General features: G+C 70.8%; 17 protein-coding genes and 1 pseudogene. 10 read left to right on the top strand and 8 right to left on the bottom strand.

Annotation, left to right across the window (positions count from 1 at the left end; all coding sequences use genetic code 11):
• Window positions 1-23: 23 nt before the first annotated feature.
• On the bottom strand, window positions 24-803 hold the full coding sequence (locus J1792_RS08480; protein ID WP_207246929.1) for a GntR family transcriptional regulator: 780 nt from the start codon (window positions 801-803) through the stop codon (window positions 24-26).
• Window positions 804-861: 58 nt separating this feature from the next.
• On the opposite strand from J1792_RS08480, the gene J1792_RS08485 reads away from it, so the two are divergent.
• On the top strand, window positions 862-1290 hold the full coding sequence (locus J1792_RS08485; protein WP_207246930.1) for an NUDIX domain-containing protein: 429 nt from the start codon (window positions 862-864) through the stop codon (window positions 1288-1290).
• A 488-nt stretch (window positions 1291-1778) separates the two neighbouring features.
• On the opposite strand, the gene phoU is transcribed toward J1792_RS08485, so the two are convergent.
• Window positions 1779-2474, bottom strand: coding sequence for a phosphate signaling complex protein PhoU (gene phoU / locus J1792_RS08490; protein ID WP_086571265.1), 696 nt, complete (start codon window positions 2472-2474; stop codon window positions 1779-1781).
• A gap of 230 nt (window positions 2475-2704) precedes the next feature.
• Here phoU and phoR point away from each other — a divergent pair, with 230 nt between their 5' ends.
• Entirely contained in the window at window positions 2705-4030 is a 1326-nt protein-coding gene (phoR, locus tag J1792_RS08495) for a two-component system sensor histidine kinase PhoR (RefSeq protein ID WP_086571267.1), read from the top strand.
• Window positions 4031-4292: 262 nt separating this feature from the next.
• Entirely contained in the window at window positions 4293-4964 is a 672-nt protein-coding gene (gene phoP, locus J1792_RS08500; RefSeq protein WP_466731699.1) for a two-component system response regulator PhoP, read from the top strand.
• A 73-nt stretch (window positions 4965-5037) separates the two neighbouring features.
• Here the strand turns inward: phoP and J1792_RS08505 are convergent, their stop codons facing one another.
• The gene (locus J1792_RS08505; protein WP_086575131.1) at window positions 5038-5712 is read right to left on the bottom strand and encodes a DUF461 domain-containing protein; all 675 of its coding nucleotides are present in this window, start codon (window positions 5710-5712) and stop codon (window positions 5038-5040) included.
• 610 nt (window positions 5713-6322) lie between these two features.
• Here J1792_RS08505 and J1792_RS08510 point away from each other — a divergent pair.
• The 4 genes from J1792_RS08510 to J1792_RS08525 all read left to right on the top strand — a co-directional run bounded on the left by J1792_RS08510 (window position 6323) and on the right by J1792_RS08525 (window position 8828).
• Window positions 6323-6805, top strand: a complete 483-nt coding sequence (locus J1792_RS08510; RefSeq protein ID WP_003953493.1) for a CarD family transcriptional regulator — start codon at window positions 6323-6325, stop codon at window positions 6803-6805.
• A 285-nt stretch (window positions 6806-7090) separates the two neighbouring features.
• Window positions 7091-7876, top strand: coding sequence for a 2-C-methyl-D-erythritol 4-phosphate cytidylyltransferase (gene ispD, locus J1792_RS08515; protein WP_086575128.1), 786 nt, complete (start codon window positions 7091-7093; stop codon window positions 7874-7876).
• Window positions 7866-8366, top strand: a complete 501-nt coding sequence (gene ispF / locus J1792_RS08520; RefSeq protein WP_086575126.1) for a 2-C-methyl-D-erythritol 2,4-cyclodiphosphate synthase — start codon at window positions 7866-7868, stop codon at window positions 8364-8366. The genes ispD and ispF overlap by 11 nt, the downstream gene beginning before the upstream one ends.
• Window positions 8367-8420: 54 nt before the next feature.
• The gene (locus tag J1792_RS08525; protein ID WP_086575124.1) at window positions 8421-8828 is read left to right on the top strand and encodes a PPOX class F420-dependent oxidoreductase; all 408 of its coding nucleotides are present in this window, start codon (window positions 8421-8423) and stop codon (window positions 8826-8828) included.
• Window positions 8829-8868: 40 nt separating this feature from the next.
• Here J1792_RS08525 and J1792_RS08530 read toward each other — a convergent pair whose 3' ends face one another.
• Together J1792_RS08530 and J1792_RS08535 are read right to left on the bottom strand one after the other, a co-directional pair.
• Window positions 8869-10020, bottom strand: coding sequence for an acyltransferase family protein (locus J1792_RS08530; RefSeq protein WP_242645481.1), 1152 nt, complete (start codon window positions 10018-10020; stop codon window positions 8869-8871).
• 217 nt (window positions 10021-10237) lie between these two features.
• Window positions 10238-11395 (bottom strand): acyltransferase family protein, encoded by a 1158-nt coding sequence (locus tag J1792_RS08535; protein ID WP_086575123.1) that lies wholly within the window; start codon window positions 11393-11395, stop codon window positions 10238-10240.
• 245 nt (window positions 11396-11640) lie between these two features.
• Between J1792_RS08535 and cysS the strand changes: the two genes are divergently transcribed.
• From cysS to J1792_RS08550, 3 genes and pseudogenes are all read left to right on the top strand, one after another.
• Entirely contained in the window at window positions 11641-13032 is a 1392-nt protein-coding gene (cysS, locus tag J1792_RS08540) for a cysteine--tRNA ligase (RefSeq protein ID WP_086575121.1), read from the top strand.
• 75 nt (window positions 13033-13107) lie between these two features.
• Window positions 13108-14061 (top strand): 23S rRNA (guanosine(2251)-2'-O)-methyltransferase RlmB, encoded by a 954-nt coding sequence (gene rlmB, locus J1792_RS08545; protein ID WP_086575120.1) that lies wholly within the window; start codon window positions 13108-13110, stop codon window positions 14059-14061.
• Window positions 14062-14217: 156 nt separating this feature from the next.
• Window positions 14218-15829 (top strand): annotated as a pseudogene (locus J1792_RS08550) (DoxX family protein).
• Window positions 15830-15915: 86 nt separating this feature from the next.
• Here J1792_RS08550 and J1792_RS08555 read toward each other — a convergent pair.
• The 3 genes from J1792_RS08555 to J1792_RS08565 all read right to left on the bottom strand — a co-directional run bounded on the left by J1792_RS08555 (window position 15916) and on the right by J1792_RS08565 (window position 18445).
• The gene (locus tag J1792_RS08555) at window positions 15916-16638 is read right to left on the bottom strand and encodes a nucleotidyltransferase family protein (RefSeq protein ID WP_207246931.1); all 723 of its coding nucleotides are present in this window, start codon (window positions 16636-16638) and stop codon (window positions 15916-15918) included.
• Window positions 16639-16691: 53 nt separating this feature from the next.
• Window positions 16692-17108, bottom strand: coding sequence for a hypothetical protein (locus tag J1792_RS08560; protein ID WP_086575080.1), 417 nt, complete (start codon window positions 17106-17108; stop codon window positions 16692-16694).
• Between the two features lie 212 nt (window positions 17109-17320).
• Complete coding sequence (locus J1792_RS08565) at window positions 17321-18445, bottom strand: ABC transporter ATP-binding protein (RefSeq protein WP_207247118.1); 1125 nt, start codon at window positions 18443-18445, stop codon at window positions 17321-17323.
• Window positions 18446-18581 lie beyond the last annotated feature (136 nt).

The following is an 18581-nucleotide window of genomic DNA, read 5'->3' on the forward strand; positions in this document are numbered from 1 at the left end:
GGTTGGGGCGGGAGCGGGTTCGCTCAGTCGCCGGCCGGGATGCGGTACTCGAGAACGAACTGGTCAGCAGCCATGAACGTGTCGCAGACCTCCACCACGCGCCCCGACTCGGACTCGGCGTTGCGCGTCAAGTGGATGATGGGGGAGCCGGGGCTCAGACTCAGCGCCGAGATCTCCTGCTTCGTGGCAAGCCGGACCCGAACGGTCTCTGTCAGCTCCTTCAGCCTGTGGCCGTGCTCCTCGAGCCGGGCGTAAATGCCGCCGCCCCCAGGGTTCTCCTCGAAGAGTTCGGGGATGTCTTTGGCGATGTCCCAGGGGAGGTAGGACGTCGCCTCCTCCGTCGGGATCCCGTCGCTGAAGTACAGGCGGCGCCGGGCGAGCACCCTTTCGCCGACAGGTACCGAGAGCCTTTCCGCGATCTCTTCGGAGGCTTCGGCGGGGCCGACGTACAGGACGCTCACGCTGGGCTTGCTCCCCGCCTGCTCCGCCTCCGCCAGATATGCGGCTTTGCCGGCCATTCGGTGCGACCGGCGGAACCGGTCGGAAGACTTGCGGCGCACCGGCGGGCGTCGCTTTACGTACGAGCCTTTGCCGTGCCGCGTCTCCACTAGACCGGTCGCGCGCAGCTCAGCGATCGCCTTCCTGACTGTTCCCTGAGACGCGCCGTACTTCTTCATGAGGTCCGATTCGCTGGGCACCTGCTCCCCGGGCGGCAGGATCTGGTGCTCGATCTGCTGAACGAGGTCGTCAGCGATCTGTAGGTACCGTGGTTTACCGGAATCTCTGGAAGGCGTGGGGCCCATGTCCTTCAGTTCCTCCTATGCTCCTGTACATAAGCAACGGTACCTGGAGGGCGCGTCTATGCCGCTTCACTCTGTCTCGGTCGCTGGTGTGGTCGTCCGTGACGACGGCCGCGTTCTGGCGATCCGGCGTGCCGACAATGGCACGTGGGAGCCCCCCGGCGGGGTCCTGGAGCTCGATGAGCGGCCGGAGGACGGCGCGATACGGGAGGTGCTGGAAGAGACGGGCATCCGCGTCGAGGTTGAGCGCCTGACCGGCGTGTACAAGAACATGAACCTGGGCGTCGTCGCTCTCGTCTTCCGGTGCCGACCGGTGGAGGGCGAAGAGCGTACTTCGGCAGAATCCACCGCTGTGGAATGGCTGACGCCGGAGGAAGTCGAGAAGTGGATGGCTGAGGTCTATGCCGTCCGCGTTCTGGATGCCCTGGGGCCCGAGGCGACGCCGCACGTGCGCGCTCACGACGGCCGTCACTTGCTCGAAGCTGCCTGAGCGTCGGAGCTGTCAGGGGCCGTCTGGGGGCCGTCGAAGGGTGGCCCATGGCGACCGGCAACGACCAATGACGGCCGTTCGATCGCTGCTCGCCAAGGCATGACCGTGGGAACTACCAGCTCCACGAGCGGGGCTGAAAGTCCCAGGGCAAGAAGAAGTAGTCCCCCGCGGGCGGCGTGCGTGCCGCCGCGTGGACGGACAGGGCCCCCGACCGGTGTGCTACCGGTCGGGGGCCCTGCCCGTGAGTGACATGCGTCAAGCGTCAGTGGCAGCTGCCGCCGCACTGGCAGGAGCCGCCGCTCTGGCAGCCGCACGAGCACCCGGGACCACACTGACAGCCGCTCATTCGGTTACCTCCTAGAAGGGTGTCTGCCTGACCACCAGTCAAGGACCGCTCGCTCCGACCGTCAATGCCTCTCGCGTACGCATGTACGGGCGCGCCGGGGGCGCGTTGGAGCATTGGTCCCGGGCGACGGGGGCGCGCGCCGCTACGCGGGCTCCGTCTGGCCCGCCCCCGGGCGGCCGCCGTCCTGGGTGAGCTCGTCCGCGTGCTCGCCGGTGACCAGGTAGACCACGCGCTTGGCGACCGAGACCGCGTGGTCGGCGAAGCGCTCGTAGTAGCGGCCCAGCAGCGTCACGTCGACGGCCGTCTCGATGCCGTGCTGCCAGCGGTCGTCCATCAGGTGCTGGAACAGCGCCCGGTGCAGCAGGTCCATCGCGTCGTCGTCGTGCTCCAGCTGCAGCGCCAGGTCGACGTCCTTGGTGATGATCACCTCGGCGGCCTTGGCCATCAGCCGCTGCGCCAGCTGTCCCATCTCCAGGATCGTGGCGTGCAGGTCGCGCGGGACCGCCGTCTCGGGGAAGCGCAGCCGGGCCAGCTTGGCCACGTGCTGGGCGAGGTCGCCCGAGCGCTCCAGGTCCGCGCTCATGCGCAGCGACGTGACGACGATCCGCAGGTCGGTGGCGACCGGCTGCTGGCGGGCCAGCAGCGCGATCGCCCGCGCCTCGAGGTCCCGCTGCAGGTCGTCGACCTTGGTGTCCGCCGCGATCACCGATTCCGCCAGCTTGAGGTCCGCGTCCAGGATCGCCGTGGTGGCGCGCCCGATCGCGGAGCCGACGAGCCGGGCCATCTCGACCAGGCCTTCGCCGATCGAATCGAGCTCCTCGTGGTACGCGTCCCGCATTGGTCGACCTTCTCTCGCTTCGAGTACTACCGGTACTGCCGTGGAGAGGGCTGCGTCCGTGGTTCGTCCGGCAGCCTTCCCCGTAGTCTCCACGTTCCGGCCGGAACCCGACGGCCGAAGACCGCAGGAGTGAACCGGCGCCGACCTCAAGGTGAACTCTCGGCAACGTATGTTCGAGGCGGTACCCATTTGGCTGTGGCCGGAGCCGTTCGCCCGCATAACCTGGAGACATGAACCTGGACGCGGCCCTCGCCGCAGCGGCCGCGATCGCCGGAGTGTGCACCGGCGTCATCGCCATGCTGGCGTTTCGCTGGAGCGAGCGTGACCAGGCCCGCCCCACCCGTAGCTCCCTGCACACCGACGCCGTCCTGCCGCCCGGCGTGGACACCGTCCTGTCCGTCCTGCGCTCCTCGGCCGTCGTCCTCGACGAGGCCGACGCCGTCGTCAAGGCCAGCTCGGCCGCGTACGCCCTGGGCCTGGTGCGCGGCGGCAAGCTCGCCGTCGAGCCGATGCTGCAGATGGCCCGCGACACCCGCCGGGACGGCGAGATACGCCAGGTCGAGCTCGACCTGCCGCGGCGCGGCACGGGCCGCGGCGACGCGCTCGCCGTCTCCGCCAGAGTCGCCCCGCTGGGCTCGCGGCTGGTCCTGCTGCTGGTGGAGGACCTCACCGAGGCCCGCCGCATCGAGGCCGTCCGCCGTGACTTCGTCGCCAACGTCAGCCACGAGCTCAAGACGCCGGTCGGCGCCCTGTCCCTGCTCTCCGAGGCCGTCATGGACGCCTCCGACGACCCCGAGGCGGTCACCCGCTTCGCCGGCCGCATGCAGGTCGAGGCCACCCGGCTGACCAACCTCGTCCAGGAGCTCATCGACCTCTCGCGGGTGCAGAACGACGACCCGCTGGAGGACGCCGAGCCCGTCCGCGTCGACGAGCTCGTCGCCGAGGCCATCGACCGCTGCCGCCACCAGGCCGGCACCAAGCAGATCACCATGGCCGCCGGGGGCACCGCCGACCTGCGCGTCTGGGGCAACCGCGGCCAGCTCGCCGCCGCCCTGGGCAACCTCGTGGAGAACGCCGTCAACTACAGCTCCGCCCGGACGCGCGTGGGCATCGCGGCCCGCCGCGTCTCCGCGCCCGGCGGCGACCTCATCGAGCTCGCCGTCACCGACCAGGGCATCGGCATCTCCGAGAAGGACCGCGACCGCGTCTTCGAACGCTTCTACCGCGTCGACCCCGCCCGCTCGCGCGCCACCGGCGGTACGGGCCTGGGCCTGTCGATCGTCAAGCACGTGGTCGCCTCGCACGGCGGCGAGGTCAGCGTCTGGAGCGCCGAGGGCCAGGGCTCCACCTTCACGCTGCGCCTGCCGGAGGCGGGCGCGGGCCGCGAGCGCGACCGTGAACGCGACCGCGTACGGAACGCCCGCGACCGCCACCACCCGCTGATCGGCCCGGACGACCGCGAGCCGGACGACCCCGAGGACGACGAGACCCACCCCGACGAGACCTACTCCGACGAACCCCTCCCCGCCCGTCCCACCCGGCAGGTCCTTCCGTGACCGGCGCCGGCCCGGCCGGGACCGCGGCCCCTCGCGCAGGGCGTGTCCGATGGATCGGCACAGGCCCTGCGGCGCCTGGCACGGCACCTCGCCGCGTTGTCGCATCACCCAAGGACGCCCAGTCCGAGGGAGATGCTCCGCCTTGCGATGTACCGCACCAGACACCGCAGGACCCGCACCGACCCATCGGACACGCCCTGGCCGTGCCGCGTCACCCGCTGTGCAACCCTGAGACCCGACCGGAGGTCGACCCGTGACCCGAGTGCTCGTCGTCGAGGACGAGGAATCCTTCAGCGACGCGTTGTCCTACATGCTCCGCAAGGAAGGCTTCGAGGTCGCCATCGCGGCCACCGGGCCCGACGGGCTGGACGAGTTCGAGCGCAACGGCGCCGACCTGGTCCTGCTCGACCTGATGCTGCCGGGCCTGCCCGGCACCGAGGTCTGCCGGCAGCTGCGCGGCCGCTCCAACGTGCCCGTGATCATGGTGACCGCCAAGGACAGCGAGATCGACAAGGTCGTCGGCCTGGAGATAGGAGCCGACGACTACGTCACCAAGCCCTTCTCCTCCCGCGAGCTGGTCGCCCGCATCCGCGCCGTGCTGCGCCGCCGCGGCGAGCCGGAGGAGGTCACCCCCGCCGCGCTGGAGGCCGGCCCGGTCCGCATGGACGTCGACCGGCACGTGGTCACCGTCTCCGGGGCCAAGGTGGACCTGCCGCTGAAGGAGTTCGACCTCCTGGAGATGCTGCTGCGCAACGCGGGCCGCGTACTGACCCGCATGCAGCTGATCGACCGCGTCTGGGGCGCCGACTACGTGGGCGACACCAAGACCCTGGACGTCCACGTCAAGCGCCTGCGCGCCAAGATCGAGCCGGACCCGGGCGCGCCGCGCTACCTGGTCACCGTGCGCGGCCTGGGCTACAAGTTCGAGCCGTAGGCCGCAGGCCGTAAGCGACGGTGATGTGCGAAGGGGCCCGGAAGCGGATGCTTCCGGGCCCCTTCGCGCGTGCTCAGTGACCCGCGGGCTGCTGCTGGCCGTTCTGGGCCGGGGAGCCGGTCGCGGCCGGCGTGGCGCCGGGCTTCGCGGGCGTGCCCGAGGGGTTCGCGGGCGACGCGGGCGCGGAGGCGCCCGGCTTGGCGTTGCCGCCCGGCTGGGCGGCGGGGGAGGCGGCCTCGCTGGGGCCCCACTCCTTGAAGTAGCTCTTCGCCGGGACGACGTAGGCGGCGATCTTGACCTCGCCCGTGGAGCTGAAGTCGAACGACAGGTTCTGGGCCTCGCCGTCCTTCAGGCCCTCGCGGCCCTTGGGCAGCACGGCGGACGCGTTGTCCTTGCCGCCCAGCGTCACGGCCCCGCCGGCCGGCACGACGATCTTGCCGGCGCCCTTGGCACCGGACAGCTTCACGGGCACGTTCTTGCCGGCCAGCGTGATGGAGCGCAGCTCCTGGTCCTTGCGGCCGTTGTTGAACACCCGGCCCGTGACGACGGCCGGACCCTCGGTCTTCTGGTCCGGCTGGGTGATCACGTTGATGTTCTGGAGCTTGATGTCGCCGACCGAGGTGGCGGCGTTGTCCGGCTTGACCTCGAGCGTCTGAGCGCTGTTGCCCGCCGCGCAGGCGGAGAGCGAGGCGATCGAGAGCACGAGGGCGGAAGCGGCGAGAACGCCGCGTCGAAGGCTGCTGCTCACGGCGGCGGCATCTCCTTGGACGAGGTGGTACGCGGAGCGTACGAGATCACAGGGGTACGTACGGGATAAGGGTTGCGTCAGCGGGCTTAGGTTACCGAGCCGCCGTCAGGGCGCCGCACCCGACCCGCCCCCATGGTCAACCCGGCTCTCCGTCACGCCCCGCTCACCCACCGGTCCCGTGCGCGTCTTCCGTTGATCATGAACCGTCCGAGAACAGCGGAGACCCGGCGTGCAGGGGATTATCGGAATGAATGCGGCGCGCTCGCGCGGGAACGCGTTCCGGAATTGATCAAGTTCGACTTGATCAATTCCGGAATGAGAGCACACAAGCCCCATGCGCCCCGAACGGAGTACCGGAACCGCGCCGACCGGACCCCGGCAAAACGGGACGATCGACCGCTCGCGGGGCCTGTCCGACACGTGTAACGTGCGCGTTTCACCCCACCCGAACAACCGCTCCGACCTGCGAATACCTGCTTCCGGAAGCCTTCCGCAGCACGTTCCGGTTACTGTTGTCAAGCCCCGAGATATGCCCTGACCTGCGGAAACGCCATTCAGAACGGTCGGGCCCCGTGTTAGACTGGATAGCCACGGAAGGGGTACCTGTCACATGACGTTCAAGGTTGGCGACACCGTGGTCTATCCCCATCACGGGGCCGCGCTGATCGAGGCCATCGAAACTCGCCAGATCAAAGGCGTGGACAAGACCTACTTGGTGCTGAAGGTCGCCCAGGGTGACCTGACGGTTCGGGTGCCGGCGGACAACGCAGAGTTCGTCGGAGTTCGCGATGTGGTCGGCCAGGACGGGCTTGACCGGGTCTTCGAGGTGCTGCGCGCACCCTATGCGGAAGAGCCGACGAACTGGTCCCGTCGCTACAAGGCAAATCTCGAGAAGCTCGCGTCCGGTGACGTGATCAAGGTTGCCGAGGTCGTTCGCGACCTGTGGCGGCGCGAGCGTGAGCGCGGTCTCTCCGCAGGTGAGAAGCGCATGCTCGCCAAGGCGCGGCAGATCCTGGTGAGCGAGCTGGCTCTCGCGGAGAACACCAACGAGGACAAGGCCGAGGCCCTGCTCGACGAGGTTCTCGCGTCCTGACGCAACAGGTGCCGGCCGTTCCGCCGAAGTCCTGAAGAACAACTCCGGACCCCGGCAGTCGGCCGCGACCGGGCGTAAAGAAGTGCCGCGGTGCCCGCGGGGTGACGATCGTCATCCGCCGGGCGCTGCGGCATCTCTGGCTCCGGTGACACGCCGTACTTGGCGTGCCGGGCCCGGGCAGCCGGCCCGACCAGTCGTCACGGAAGGGGCTGGTCGGGGCATCGTGCCCGGCACGCTGAGGCCATACCCAATTCGGCCGAGGAAGCAAACCTGAACGCCAAACCAATGTCTGATCGAGCCACCGCACCGGCCTCCGGAGCCCCCTCGCGCACCGCCGCCGTCATCCCGGCCGCGGGCCGCGGCGTACGGCTCGGCCCCGGCGCCCCCAAGGCCCTGCGGGCCATCGGCGGCACGCCCATGCTCGTTCACGCGGTACGCGCCATGGCCGCCTCCCGCGCGGTCTCCCTCGTGGTCGTCGTGGCCCCGCCGGACGGTGCCGCGGACGTCCGCCACCTCCTCGACGAGTACCCGCTCGCCGACCGTGACAGCACCCGCACCGACGTCGTGGTCGTCCCCGGCGGTGAGACCCGCCAGGCGTCCGTACGGCTCGGCCTGGCGGCCCTGCCCGACGACGTCACCGCCGTCCTCGTCCACGACGCCGCCCGGCCCCTGGTGCCCGTCGACACCGTCGACGCCGTCGCCGCGGCCGTCCGGGAGGGCGCCCCCGCCGTCGTGCCGGCGCTCCCCGTCGCCGACACCGTCAAGCAGGTCGAGCCCCGCACCGGCGAACGGGCCGGCGAGCCGGAGCCCGTCGTGGCCACGCCCGAGCGCGCCGTGCTGCGCGCCGTGCAGACCCCGCAGGGCTTCGACCGGCGCACGCTCGCCGAGGCGCACGAGAAGGTCGCCCTGGAGGGCGAGGGCGCCACCGACGACGCCGGCATGGTCGAGCGGCTCGGCGTCCCCGTCGTCCTCATCCCCGGCCACGAAGAGGCCTTCAAGGTGACCCGGCCCCTGGACCTGGTCCTGGCCGAGGCCGTACTCGCCCGCAGGAGGGCCAACGATGGCTTCTGACCGCCCGCCGCTGCCCCTGGTCGGCATCGGCACCGACGTGCACGCCTTCGAGGAGGGCCGCGAGCTGTGGTGCGCGGGCCTGCTGTGGGAGGGCGAGAGCCACGGCCTGGCCGGCCACTCCGACGGCGACGTCGCCGCGCACGCCGCCTGTGACGCGCTGTTCTCCGCCGCCGGCGTCGGCGACCTCGGCGCGCACTTCGGCACCGACCGGCCCGAGTGGTCCGGGGCGTCCGGCGTCACCCTCCTGGCCGAGGCGGCCCGGATCGTCCGGGCCGCCGGTTTCGAGATCGGCAACGTCGCCATCCAGGTGATCGGCGTGCGCCCGAAGATCGGCAAGCGGCGCGAGGAGGCCCAGAAGGCCCTCTCCGCGGCCGTCGGCGCCCCCGTGTCGGTCTCCGGCACCACCACCGACGGCCTGGGCCTCACCGGCCGGGCGGAGGGCCTGGCGGCCGTCGCCACGGCCCTGGTCCTCCCCGCGTACGGCGCGTAGCGGCAGTACGGTGCGAGGGGGCGCGCCGTGCCGAGCCGAGGGAAAGGACCGACCGTGTCAGCCGAGCTGTCCGAGGACCTGAAGAAGTACATCGACGACAACCCCGTCTTCGCGACCGTGGCGACGGTCCAGCCCGACGGCAGCCCCCAGCTGTCGGTCACCTGGATCAAGCGCGACGGGAACGACCTGCTGATCTCGACGACGGTGGGCCGCCGCAAGGAGAGCAACCTCCGCCGCGACCCGCGCGCCACGATCATGATCAACCCGCCGAACGCGCCCTACACCTACGTCGAGGTCCGCGGCACCGCCGACATCACCACCGAGGGCGGGGACGAGCTCATCGACGAGCTCTCGCGCAAGTACACGGGCAAGGACTACGCCGACTTCAACCCGGCGGCGGGCCAGGACGCCCAGCGCGTGGTGGTGCGCGTCAGCCCGCGCAGGACGGTGGGATCGCTGTAGGCAGGGGCCCGGGTGCCCCCGTCGCCGGGGGCGCCCGGACTCAGGCGCCGTCGGAGGACTGCGCGGCCGCGCCCACGCGGTCCGGCTCCGGCTCGTAGCGGCGCGCGTCCTTCATCAGCGGCAGCGCGGACGTCACCGGCTTGCGGGCCGCCCCGGCGGGCTCCGGCGCCACCGAGTGGCGCCGCATCTCCTCCATGCCCTTCTGCAGCGCGTTCCGCAGCCGCTTGCCCAGCGGTCGCTCCACGCAGCGGTGCATCACGTAGGCGGCCCCCAGCATCACCACCATCAGGCCGCTCACCAGCCATCCCGAGGTCACCCGCTCCCGCAGCGCGTAGATGATCGTCATGCCGATGTACTGGTGCAGCAGATACAGCGGGTACGTCAGCGCGCCCGCCGTCGCCAGCCAGCGCCACTGCACACGGTCGAAGGCGCCCGTCGAGATCAGGGCCATGAGCCCGAACGCGATGAAGACGATCAGCGTGGCCGGCCAGGTCGGTATGACGCCCTCGGCGTTGTCGTGCACCCGCTTGGGCACGCTGTGCAGCGCCAGCAGCAGCGACATGATCACGATTCCCCACAGCAGCGCCGTGGGTTTGAACCGGTGGATGAGATAGAAGGCGATGCCCGCGATGAAGTACGGCGCGAACAACGGCATCGCCCACAGGCTCAGCATCTCGTTGTCGACGGACGGAGCGGTGACCGCCGCGACCGTCCACACGCCGCAGAACAGGACGCATTTGCGGTACGTGACGCCCGTGGCCACCACGACCGCGAACAGCACATAGAACTTGAGCTCGGCGAACAGCGTCCAGTAGACGCCGTCGACGTCCCACACCCCCATGCCCTGCTGGAGCATCGTGAGGTTGGTGAGCACGACGTCCCAGTTCTTCACGGTACGCACCTGCGGCCACAGCGCCACGACGCCGGCCGTCAGGAAGATCGCGACCCAGTAGGCCGGATAGATCCTGGTGACCCGGGAGACGACGAAGTCGCCGAGCGTGCGTCCCCAGGTGCTCATGCAGATGACGAATCCGCTGATGAGGAAGAAGACCTCGACGCCCGTCCAGCCGTACCGGGTGACGATCTCCAGGTCGGGGAAGACCTCCTTGGGGCTGCGGCCCCAGCCGCCCTTGAGGGCGGTGTAGTGGAAGGCCACGACCATCAGCGCGGCTACGAGGCGAAGCGCGTCCAATACGTAGAGTCTGGGCCTGGCTGCCGACTTCTGCCGGACGGCTGTCCGGCCGCCATCGAGGTCACCTCGTCTGGCGAAGCGCATGTCGTCCTCTCCCATTGCCCTAGTCGGCTCATCCTACGCGGGGCGTTCGCGCAGAGATGCTGACACATAAATGCCGTCGGCGGGCCGTGACGGTTCTCTCTTCCGCTGCGATTTTCTTTTTAATTCCTCCATCTCACCCATTACGGATCTCCCTCACCGCCCGGCGCATACCGTCTTTGATCCTCCGCGCCAGCGGCCGCTCGACACAGCGGTGAACCAGCCAGGCGGCCAGCAGCATGACCGCGACGAGAGCGGGCAGGAGGACGCGGGGCGGCACCCGGCCGTCGGCGTGCTTGATGACCACCCAGCCGATGCGCTCGTGGAGGAGATAGAGGGGATAGGTCAGCGTTCCCGCCACCGGCAGCCACCGCCAGTTCACGCGCCGGGTCCAGCCGAGCGCGATGGCCATCACCGCCAGGAAGAACAGCGTCACCAGCACCGCCGTCGGCCACTGCGGGACCCGGTGTCCCATGTGCCCCTCGGCCCGCGCCTGTGCCGCGAGCAGGTCGTACTGGGCGATGAACAGACTGCCGCCGACGAGCATCCAGAGCACCGGATTGGGGCGGAAGCGGTGCATGAGATAGAAGGCGATGCCCGCGATGAAGTACCAGCAGTCGTCCGGCATCAGGATCTGCCGGAGCGTGCCGTTCCCGGACGCCTCGGCGACGACCGCGGCGAAGGCCCAGGCCACACAGAAGCCCACCGCCCGCCGGTAGGTCAGCCCCCGGTGGACGACGAGCGCGAACAGCAGGTAGAAGCGCAGCTCGACCCAGAGCGTCCAGTAGACCCCGTCGACCGGCTCCACCCCCAGGGGGTCCTGGAGCATCGTCAGGTTGACGGCCACGCTCCGCAGGGCCGGGGCGTCGTTCACCGACGGCCACAGCCGTACGACCAGGGCGACGCCCAGGACCGCGAACCAGTACGCCGGGTACAGCCGCGCCACGCGCGCCATGGCGAAGTCCCCGGCGCTCTTGCCCCAGCAGCTCATGCAGATCACGAAGCCGCTGATCAGGAAGAACAGCTGCACCCCGAGCCAGCCGTAGGAGGCGGGCAGGTGGGCGGTGGGGAAAAGGGCCCGCGCCGGAACGCTCCAGGCGCCGCTGTCGAAGGCGATGTAGTGGTAGGCCACCACCATCAGCGCGGCCACCAGCCGCAGCCCGTCCAGCGCCGCGAGCCGGTCCCGCCGCCCGTCGTCGTCCCCGGTCCGCCCGCCGCCGTCCCCGGCTCTGTCGTCCGCGGGGGCGGGCGGCTGTCCCGGGTGTTCCTGCTGTACCGGCAGAGTGGAGTGCAACGCGCCTCTCCTGGGGTTCCGCGGCGTCCCGGCACAGGGGCGACGGGCCCCGGCCGGGCTGTGCCGGGGAAGCTACCAGAAGCAATGGTATTTATCGTGCAAAAAGCAAATAAGGGGCAAAACGCGCCGCCCCGGCGGCCGTGCTCGCCCAGGGTGCCCTGCGGAATCTCGCCCTCCGCCAGCTGGTGAATGATTGAAGCCGGGCGATTGCGGTGGCACCCTCTTCGGGCCACTACCCTTGTGCCGTGACCATTCGCCTGTACGACACCAGCGCCCGGCAGATTCGCGACTTCACCCCGCTCCGGCCGGGCTGCGTCTCGATCTACCTGTGCGGTGCCACCGTGCAGGCCGCACCGCACATCGGCCACATCCGCTCCGGCCTGAACTTCGACATCATGCGCCGCTGGTTCACCTACCGCGGCTACGACGTGACGTTCGTCCGCAACGTCACCGACATCGACGACAAGATCATCACGAAGGCCGCCGAGCAGGGCCGCCCGTGGTGGTCGATCGGCTACGAGAACGAGTGCGCGTTCAACGCCGCGTACGACGCCCTCGGCTGCCTTCGCCCGACCGTCGAACCGCGCGCGACCGGCCATGTGCCGGAGATGATCGAAATGATGCGCGGCCTGATCGAGCGCGGCCACGCCTACGCCGCCGACGGCAACGTCTACTTCGACGTGCGCTCCTTCCCCGGCTACCTGAGCCTGTCCAACCAGGAGCTCGACAACCTCCTGCAGCCCTCCGGCGAGGGCGAGACCGGCAAGCGCGACCCCCGCGACTTCGCCATGTGGAAGGCGTCCAAGCCCGGCGAGCCCAGCTGGGAGACCCCCTGGGGCCGCGGCCGCCCGGGCTGGCACCTGGAGTGCTCGGCCATGGCCCACAAGTACCTGGGCGAGGCCTTCGACATCCACGGCGGCGGCATCGACCTGATCTTCCCGCACCACGAGAACGAGATCGCCCAGGCCAAGGCCTTCGGCGACGACTTCGCCGCGTACTGGGCCCACAACGCCTGGGTCACCATGAGCGGCGAGAAGATGTCGAAGTCGCTGGGCAACTCCGTCCTCGTCTCCGAGATGGTCAAACACTGGCGCCCCATCGTCCTGCGCTACTACCTGGGCACCCCGCACTACCGCTCGATGATCGAGTACAGCGAGGAAGCCCTGCGCGAGGCGGAGTCCGCCTTCGCCCGCATCGAAGGTTTCATCCAGCGGGTGGTGGAGAAGGCCGGACCGGTCGAACCCGCCGCCGAGGTGCCGCCGGCCTTCGCCGAGGCCATGGACGACGACCTGGGCGTCCCGCAGGCCCTCGCGATCGTCCACACCACCGTCCGCCAGGGCAACTCCGCGCTGACCGCCGACGACAAGGAATCCGCCGTCGCCCGGCTGGCCGAGGTGCGCGCCATGCTCGGCGTGCTGGGCCTGGACCCGCTCGACGAGCGGTGGACCGGCGGCGACGGCCGCGGCGAGGACCTGCACGGCGTCGTGGACTCCCTGGTCAGGCTGGTCCTCGAGCAGCGCGAGGCGGCCCGCGGCCGCAAGGACTACGCCACCGCCGACGCCATCCGCGACCAGCTCCAGCACTCCGGCCTCGCCATCGAGGACACCCCGTCCGGCCCGCGCTGGTCCCTGTCCTGAGGGACACTTTTCGTACGTACGTTTACTGAGCCGCACCCCATGCGGTTCTGAGCAGTAAAGAGATAGGTGACCCCCATGGCCGGCAACAGCCAGCGCAGGAACCGCCGCACGTCCAACAAGAAGGGCGCGACGGTCGGCAGCGGCGGCCAGCGGCGCCGAGGCCTGGAGGGCAAGGGCCCGACCCCGCCCGCGAGCATGCGCAAGGGACACAAGAAGAACCGTGTCGCCGCCGCCCAGGCCCGGCGGACCGAGAGCCGCCGCCCCGCCCCCCGCCGCGGCGGCCCCAAGGGCACCAACGAGCTCGTCGTCGGCCGTAACTCGGTCGTCGAGGCGCTGCGCGAGGGCGTGCCCGCGAACACGCTCTACGTCCAGCAGTTCCTGGACAACGACGAGCGCGTGCGCGAGGCGCTCCAGCTCGCCACGGAAAAGGGCCTCAACCTCATGGAGGCCCCCCGCCCCGAGCTGGACCGCATGACCAACGGCCTCAACCACCAGGGCCTGGTCCTGTCGGTGCCGCCGTACGACTACGCCCACCCCGAGGACCTCACCGCGATCGCCGCCGACAACGCGGAGGACCCGCTGATCGTCGCCCTCGACGGCATCACCGACCCGCGCAACCTCGGCGCCGTCGTCCGCTCCGTCTCCGCCTTCGGCGGCCACGGCGTGGTCGTCCCCGAGCGCCGCGCGGCCGGCATGACCGCCAGCGCCTGGAAGACCTCCGCCGGCACCGCCGCGCGCACGCCCGTCGCCCGCGCCACCAACATGACGCGCATGCTCGAGGCGTACCAGAAGGAAGGCCTGGTGGTCGTCGGCCTCGCGGCGGACGGCGACGTCGAGCTCCACGAGCTCGAGGCCCTCGAGGGCCCGGTCGTCATCGTCGTCGGCAGCGAGGGCAAGGGCCTGTCCCGCCTCGTCGGCGAGACCTGCGACTTCCGCGTGCGCATCCCGATGCCGGGTGGCGCCGAGTCCCTCAACGCCGGCGTCGCCGCCGGTGTCGTCCTCTACGAGGCGGCGCGCCGCCGGGCGTGACGCCCGACGCGTCCGACACGTTCCGACGCAAAAATGATGCGTCCGATGGCCGGGGTGATCAACCCCGGCCATCGGACGTTCACTTGGTGATCTTGACGGGTCTCGGACACATCGAACCGGTCAAGGCAGTGTCCTAATCTCCGGTCACTCGGTTAGATGAGTGTGGACACCAGAACACCCCGCACACCTACGGGGGGAAGCTCTTCCGGGTACGACGACCAGCCCGCGCTGAGTACGGTGAAGGTCCCCTCGGACCCGGCGCAGGTCATCGTCAACCACCTGAGCTTCCGGGTGCAGCTCGCCCGGCCCCCACGCACCTCCCGGCACTACGCCGGCGGAGCGGACACGGCCCAGCTGCCCACGGTCAAGAGCGCGGCCAAGCGCCGCGCCCCTCTGGTGTGGAGCGGGCGGACCGGCCCCGACGACTCGGCCTCCACCCAACTCCTCCAGGCCGTCAGGGACAACGGCACCGCCGTACCCCTGCACACGGCCAGCGGAGGCGGGGACGCCGGCGCCACCCAGGTCCTGCCCCGCATCGCCGTCGACGACGGCCCACCCACCACCGTCATCGCCCCCGCGGCCCCGCCGAGGACGCCCACCCCGGCGACAGGCTCCTCCAAGGCGTCCGCCCCGCCCGCGGCGCGTACGACGACGACCCCGACGACCCCGAGTACGACGCCTACGACGACCACGACCTCGAGGACGACGAGGACGACACCGCGGACCGCCGCGGCGACTCCGTCCGCCACGCCTACTACCCCGGCCGCCGGATGAACCTCGGCGTCGTCCTCCTCCCGCCCCGCATCTTCCTCGGCCTGATCTCCATCTACGCCGGCATGGGCAAGCTCTGCGACCCCGTCTACTTCGACGGCGGCAAACGCGGCTCCATGGTCGCCTGGCTCACCCAGCTCCACCCCTGGTCCGCCGCCGCACCGCTGCGCGACCTCGCCCTCGCCCACCCCGTCGGCGCCGGACTCACCGTCGCCTTCCTCCAGGTCGTCGTCGGCATCCTCACCATCTTCGGCCTCTGGCAGAGACTCGCCGCCTCCATCGGCGCCCTGCTCTCCGCCGTCCTCATCGTCACCGTCAGCTGGCACAGCGTCCCCGTCTACGAAGCCCCCGACTTCATCTACCTCGCCGCCTGGAGCCCCCTGGTCATCGCCGGCGCCCCCTTCTACAGCGTCGACGGCCGACTCGCCGGCGAAGCCTGGCGACGCCTCGGCCCCCGCGCCGAACTGTGGGCCCTGCGCCGCCGCGTCCTGCGCCGCGGAACGGTCATGGCGACCGTCCTCATCGGCCTCTCCCTCATCACCGGCTCCATGCTCGGCGGCGCCGTCCGCTCCTCCCGGGTCGCCCAGGCCCCCGGAATCCCCACCCCGCCCGCCAACAGCCTCCCCGGCTCCCCGCTCCCGCAGCGGCCCTCCTCCTCCACCCCCGCGGTTCCCACGGCCCCGCCGTCGCGGGCACCCCCAAGCCCAGCGCCTCCACCCACAAGGCACCCATCCCCGGCGCCACCCCTCCGCACCCGCCGGCACCGCCCGTACCCCCGCCGGCACCGTCGGCACGGGACAGTCCAGCAGCGGCACGGGCAGCGTCCGCCCCGCCCCCCAGACCCCCGCCAGGCGCCCGCGGCCCCGCCGCACAGCTCCTCGGGCTCGTCGACGGGCAGCTCCACGGGCGGCGGCACCGGCGGCGGCTCGGGCGGCTCGTCCGGGGCTCCTCGGGCGGCTCCTCGGGCGGCGGCGCCCTCGGCGGCCTCCTGGGGTAGAGCCGGCCACCTCTCCCCCGCAACGAACGGGGCGGGTGGGCTGCGATACCACCGCAGCCCACCCGCCCCGTTCTCTCGTCCCCGCTCTACCGCCCCAGCTCCCGGGCGGCCTCCATCAGGTCCTTGGCCGTGTCGATGGCCCGCCAGTACGCCCCCTGAGGCAGCGGGAAGCCCGCCAGCCGCCGCTCCCGCGCCAGCCGCGGAAACGTCGTCCGCTCATGGTCCCCGCGCTCCGGCAGCAGATCCGTGAACCCCGGCGAGAACACATAGACGCCCGCGTTGATCAGATACGGCGAAGGCGGCGACTCGATGAAGTCCAGCACATGCCCGAACTCGTCCGTCTCCACGGCACCCCAGGGGATCCGCGGCCGGGCCAGCGCCAGCGTCGCCGTGGCGTCGCGCTCATGATGGAACGCGGCCATCTCGCGCAGCGAGAACCGCGTCCAGATGTCACCGTTCGTCGCGTACCAGGGCTCGTCCGGGCGCGGCAGCGACGCGGCGGCGTGCCGCAGACCGCCACCACGGCCGAGCGGCTCCTTCTCGACCACCGTGGTCACCCGCAGCGGCAGATCGGCCGACACGAGCCACTCCTGCAGCACCTCGGCCAAATGGCCGCACGAGACCACGGCGTCCGTGACGCCCTCGGCGGCCAGCCAGGCAAGCTGATGGCCGATGATCGGGACCCCCGTACCGGGGATCTCGACCATCGGCTTGGGACGGTCGTCGGTGTACGGGCGCAGCCGCGACCCCTGGCCACCGGCCAGGATCACGGCTTGCGCGGGGTACGGAGAGGGCTGGGTGCCGGTCATGCTCCGCACGATATGCCGTGCCGCGAGCGGAGGTGCGGCCGGTGGGCGCCCCGTCAGTGACCCTGGGCGACACCCGTGGCGAAGGACGTGTCGCAGACCGGGCGGGAGTAAGCGTTGGCCACCTTGGCCGAACGGTACTTACGGACCGCGGCCTGACCCAGCGCCTTCGCGATGTCCATGCAGTGACGGGCCAGCGAGGGGCGGCCGTTGGTCGCCTCCTGCAGATGCGTCAGCGCGACGCCGGGGTTCTTCTCCTGGAGCTCGCTCAGCAGCCGGTCGCGCAGCACCTCGTGCGGCGCGCGCGCCGTGGCGACGGTCGAGGCGTTGTCGGAGGACGCGGTGAGCACCTGCGACTCGGCGTTCGGCGCCGCCCAGGGGACGCGCGTCACCGCGAGAGTCCCCGAGAGCACAAGAACGACCGGGAGGACGAGAGCGAGAGTTCTGCCGATGCGGCGGGCGGCCTGGTTCATGCCGCAGATGGTAGCGAGGCGTAATGTCGCGGCGACATTTAGTCACCCGGTCGAGTGATGCCGCCGCGCCCGTATGCAGGTGCCGGGTTGACGCACGGAAGTCGAAATGAGGGGTCTGCCGGGGTATTTACCGCCCGAGCGGAAACCCCCGCGACAACACCGCCCCACTCACCTCCGACCCCCGTGCGCCGGCCGCCCGGACCGCCCCGGGATCAGTCGCTCAGGCGCTCGCCCGAGGACGTCGAGAACACGTGCAGCTCGCCCGGCCGCGGCACCACGTGCAGCACGGAACCCTTCGCCGGGACGTTGCGCCCGTCGACGCGGACCACGATGTCCTTCTGCTCGCCACCGACCTCGGCGGTCCCGTACACGTAGCCGTCGGCGCCCAGCTCCTCGACCACGTTCACGGTCACGGCCACACCCGCCGGCGCGTCCTTGCTCAGCGAACCCGCCGAACCGGCGCCGTCCACCAGATCGAAGTGCTCGGGCCGGACGCCCACCGTCACCGTCCGGTCGCCCTTGTCGGCGGCGGACGTCAGCGCCTCGCGCGAGACCGGCACCACGCTGTTGCCGAACTTCACGCCGCCGTCCGTGATCGGCACCTCCACCAGGTTCATCGCCGGCGAGCCGATGAAACCCGCCACGAAGAGATTGGCCGGACGGTCGTACATGTTGCGCGGCGAGTCCACCTGCTGCAGCAGCCCGTCCTTGAGCACCGCGACCCGGTCGCCCATCGTCATCGCCTCGACCTGGTCGTGCGTGACGTACACCGTCGTGATGCCGAGCCGCCGCTGCAGCCCCGCGATCTGTGTACGGGTCTGCACACGCAGCTTCGCGTCCAGGTTCGACAGCGGCTCGTCCATCAGGAACACCTGCGGCTCACGGACGATCGCACGCCCCATCGCCACACGCTGACGCTGACCGCCGGAGAGCGCCTTGGGCTTGCGGCCCAGGTACTCCGTGAGGTCCAGGATGCGGGCCGCGTCCTCGACCTTCTGCCGGATCTCGGCCTTGTTGACACCCGCGATCTTCAGGGCGAAGCCCATGTTGTCGGCGACGGTCATGTGCGGGTACAGCGCGTAGTTCTGGAACACCATCGCGATGTCCCGGTCCTTGGGCGGCAGGTGCGTCACATCGCGGTCGCCGATGCGGATCGCCCCGCCGTCGACGTCCTCGAGCCCCGCCAGCATCCGCAGCGAGGTGGACTTGCCGCAGCCCGAGGGGCCGACCAGGACGAGGAATTCGCCGTCCTCGATCGAGATGTCGAGCTGATCGACGGCGGGCTTGTCGGAACCCGGGTAGATGCGGGTCGCCTTGTCATACGTGACCGTGGCCATGGTGATGAGTCCCTTCACCGGCAGGAACGTGCCGGACGATCCGAGTAGAGGGAGTGGTCCAGTCCATTTGGGCTGGGGTGCTGGTGACGGTACCCGCGCGAAGGGCGGTTGTCAGCAGGTGGCGGGTCACGATGTG

Origin of the sequence: Streptomyces triculaminicus (assembly GCF_017349075.1) — a bacterium.
Taxonomy (GTDB): domain Bacteria; phylum Actinomycetota; class Actinomycetes; order Streptomycetales; family Streptomycetaceae; genus Streptomyces; species Streptomyces triculaminicus.

What these genes read in the sequence shown, in the direction of transcription:
- J1792_RS08480 (WP_207246929.1), bottom strand. Translation starts at nt 803, where the DNA reads ATGGGCCCCACGCCTTCCAGAGATTCCGGTAAACCACGGTACCTACAG.
- J1792_RS08485 (WP_207246930.1), top strand. Translation starts at nt 862, where the DNA reads ATGCCGCTTCACTCTGTCTCGGTCGCTGGTGTGGTCGTCCGTGACGAC.
- phoU (WP_086571265.1), bottom strand. Translation starts at nt 2,474, where the DNA reads ATGCGGGACGCGTACCACGAGGAGCTCGATTCGATCGGCGAAGGCCTG.
- phoR (WP_086571267.1), top strand. Translation starts at nt 2,705, where the DNA reads ATGAACCTGGACGCGGCCCTCGCCGCAGCGGCCGCGATCGCCGGAGTG.
- J1792_RS08510 (WP_003953493.1), top strand. Translation starts at nt 6,323, where the DNA reads ATGACGTTCAAGGTTGGCGACACCGTGGTCTATCCCCATCACGGGGCC.
- ispD (WP_086575128.1), top strand. Translation starts at nt 7,091, where the DNA reads ATGTCTGATCGAGCCACCGCACCGGCCTCCGGAGCCCCCTCGCGCACC.
- ispF (WP_086575126.1), top strand. Translation starts at nt 7,866, where the DNA reads ATGGCTTCTGACCGCCCGCCGCTGCCCCTGGTCGGCATCGGCACCGAC.
- rlmB (WP_086575120.1), top strand. Translation starts at nt 13,108, where the DNA reads ATGGCCGGCAACAGCCAGCGCAGGAACCGCCGCACGTCCAACAAGAAG.
- J1792_RS08555 (WP_207246931.1), bottom strand. Translation starts at nt 16,638, where the DNA reads ATGACCGGCACCCAGCCCTCTCCGTACCCCGCGCAAGCCGTGATCCTG.
- J1792_RS08560 (WP_086575080.1), bottom strand. Translation starts at nt 17,108, where the DNA reads ATGAACCAGGCCGCCCGCCGCATCGGCAGAACTCTCGCTCTCGTCCTC.
- J1792_RS08565 (WP_207247118.1), bottom strand. Translation starts at nt 18,445, where the DNA reads ATGGCCACGGTCACGTATGACAAGGCGACCCGCATCTACCCGGGTTCC.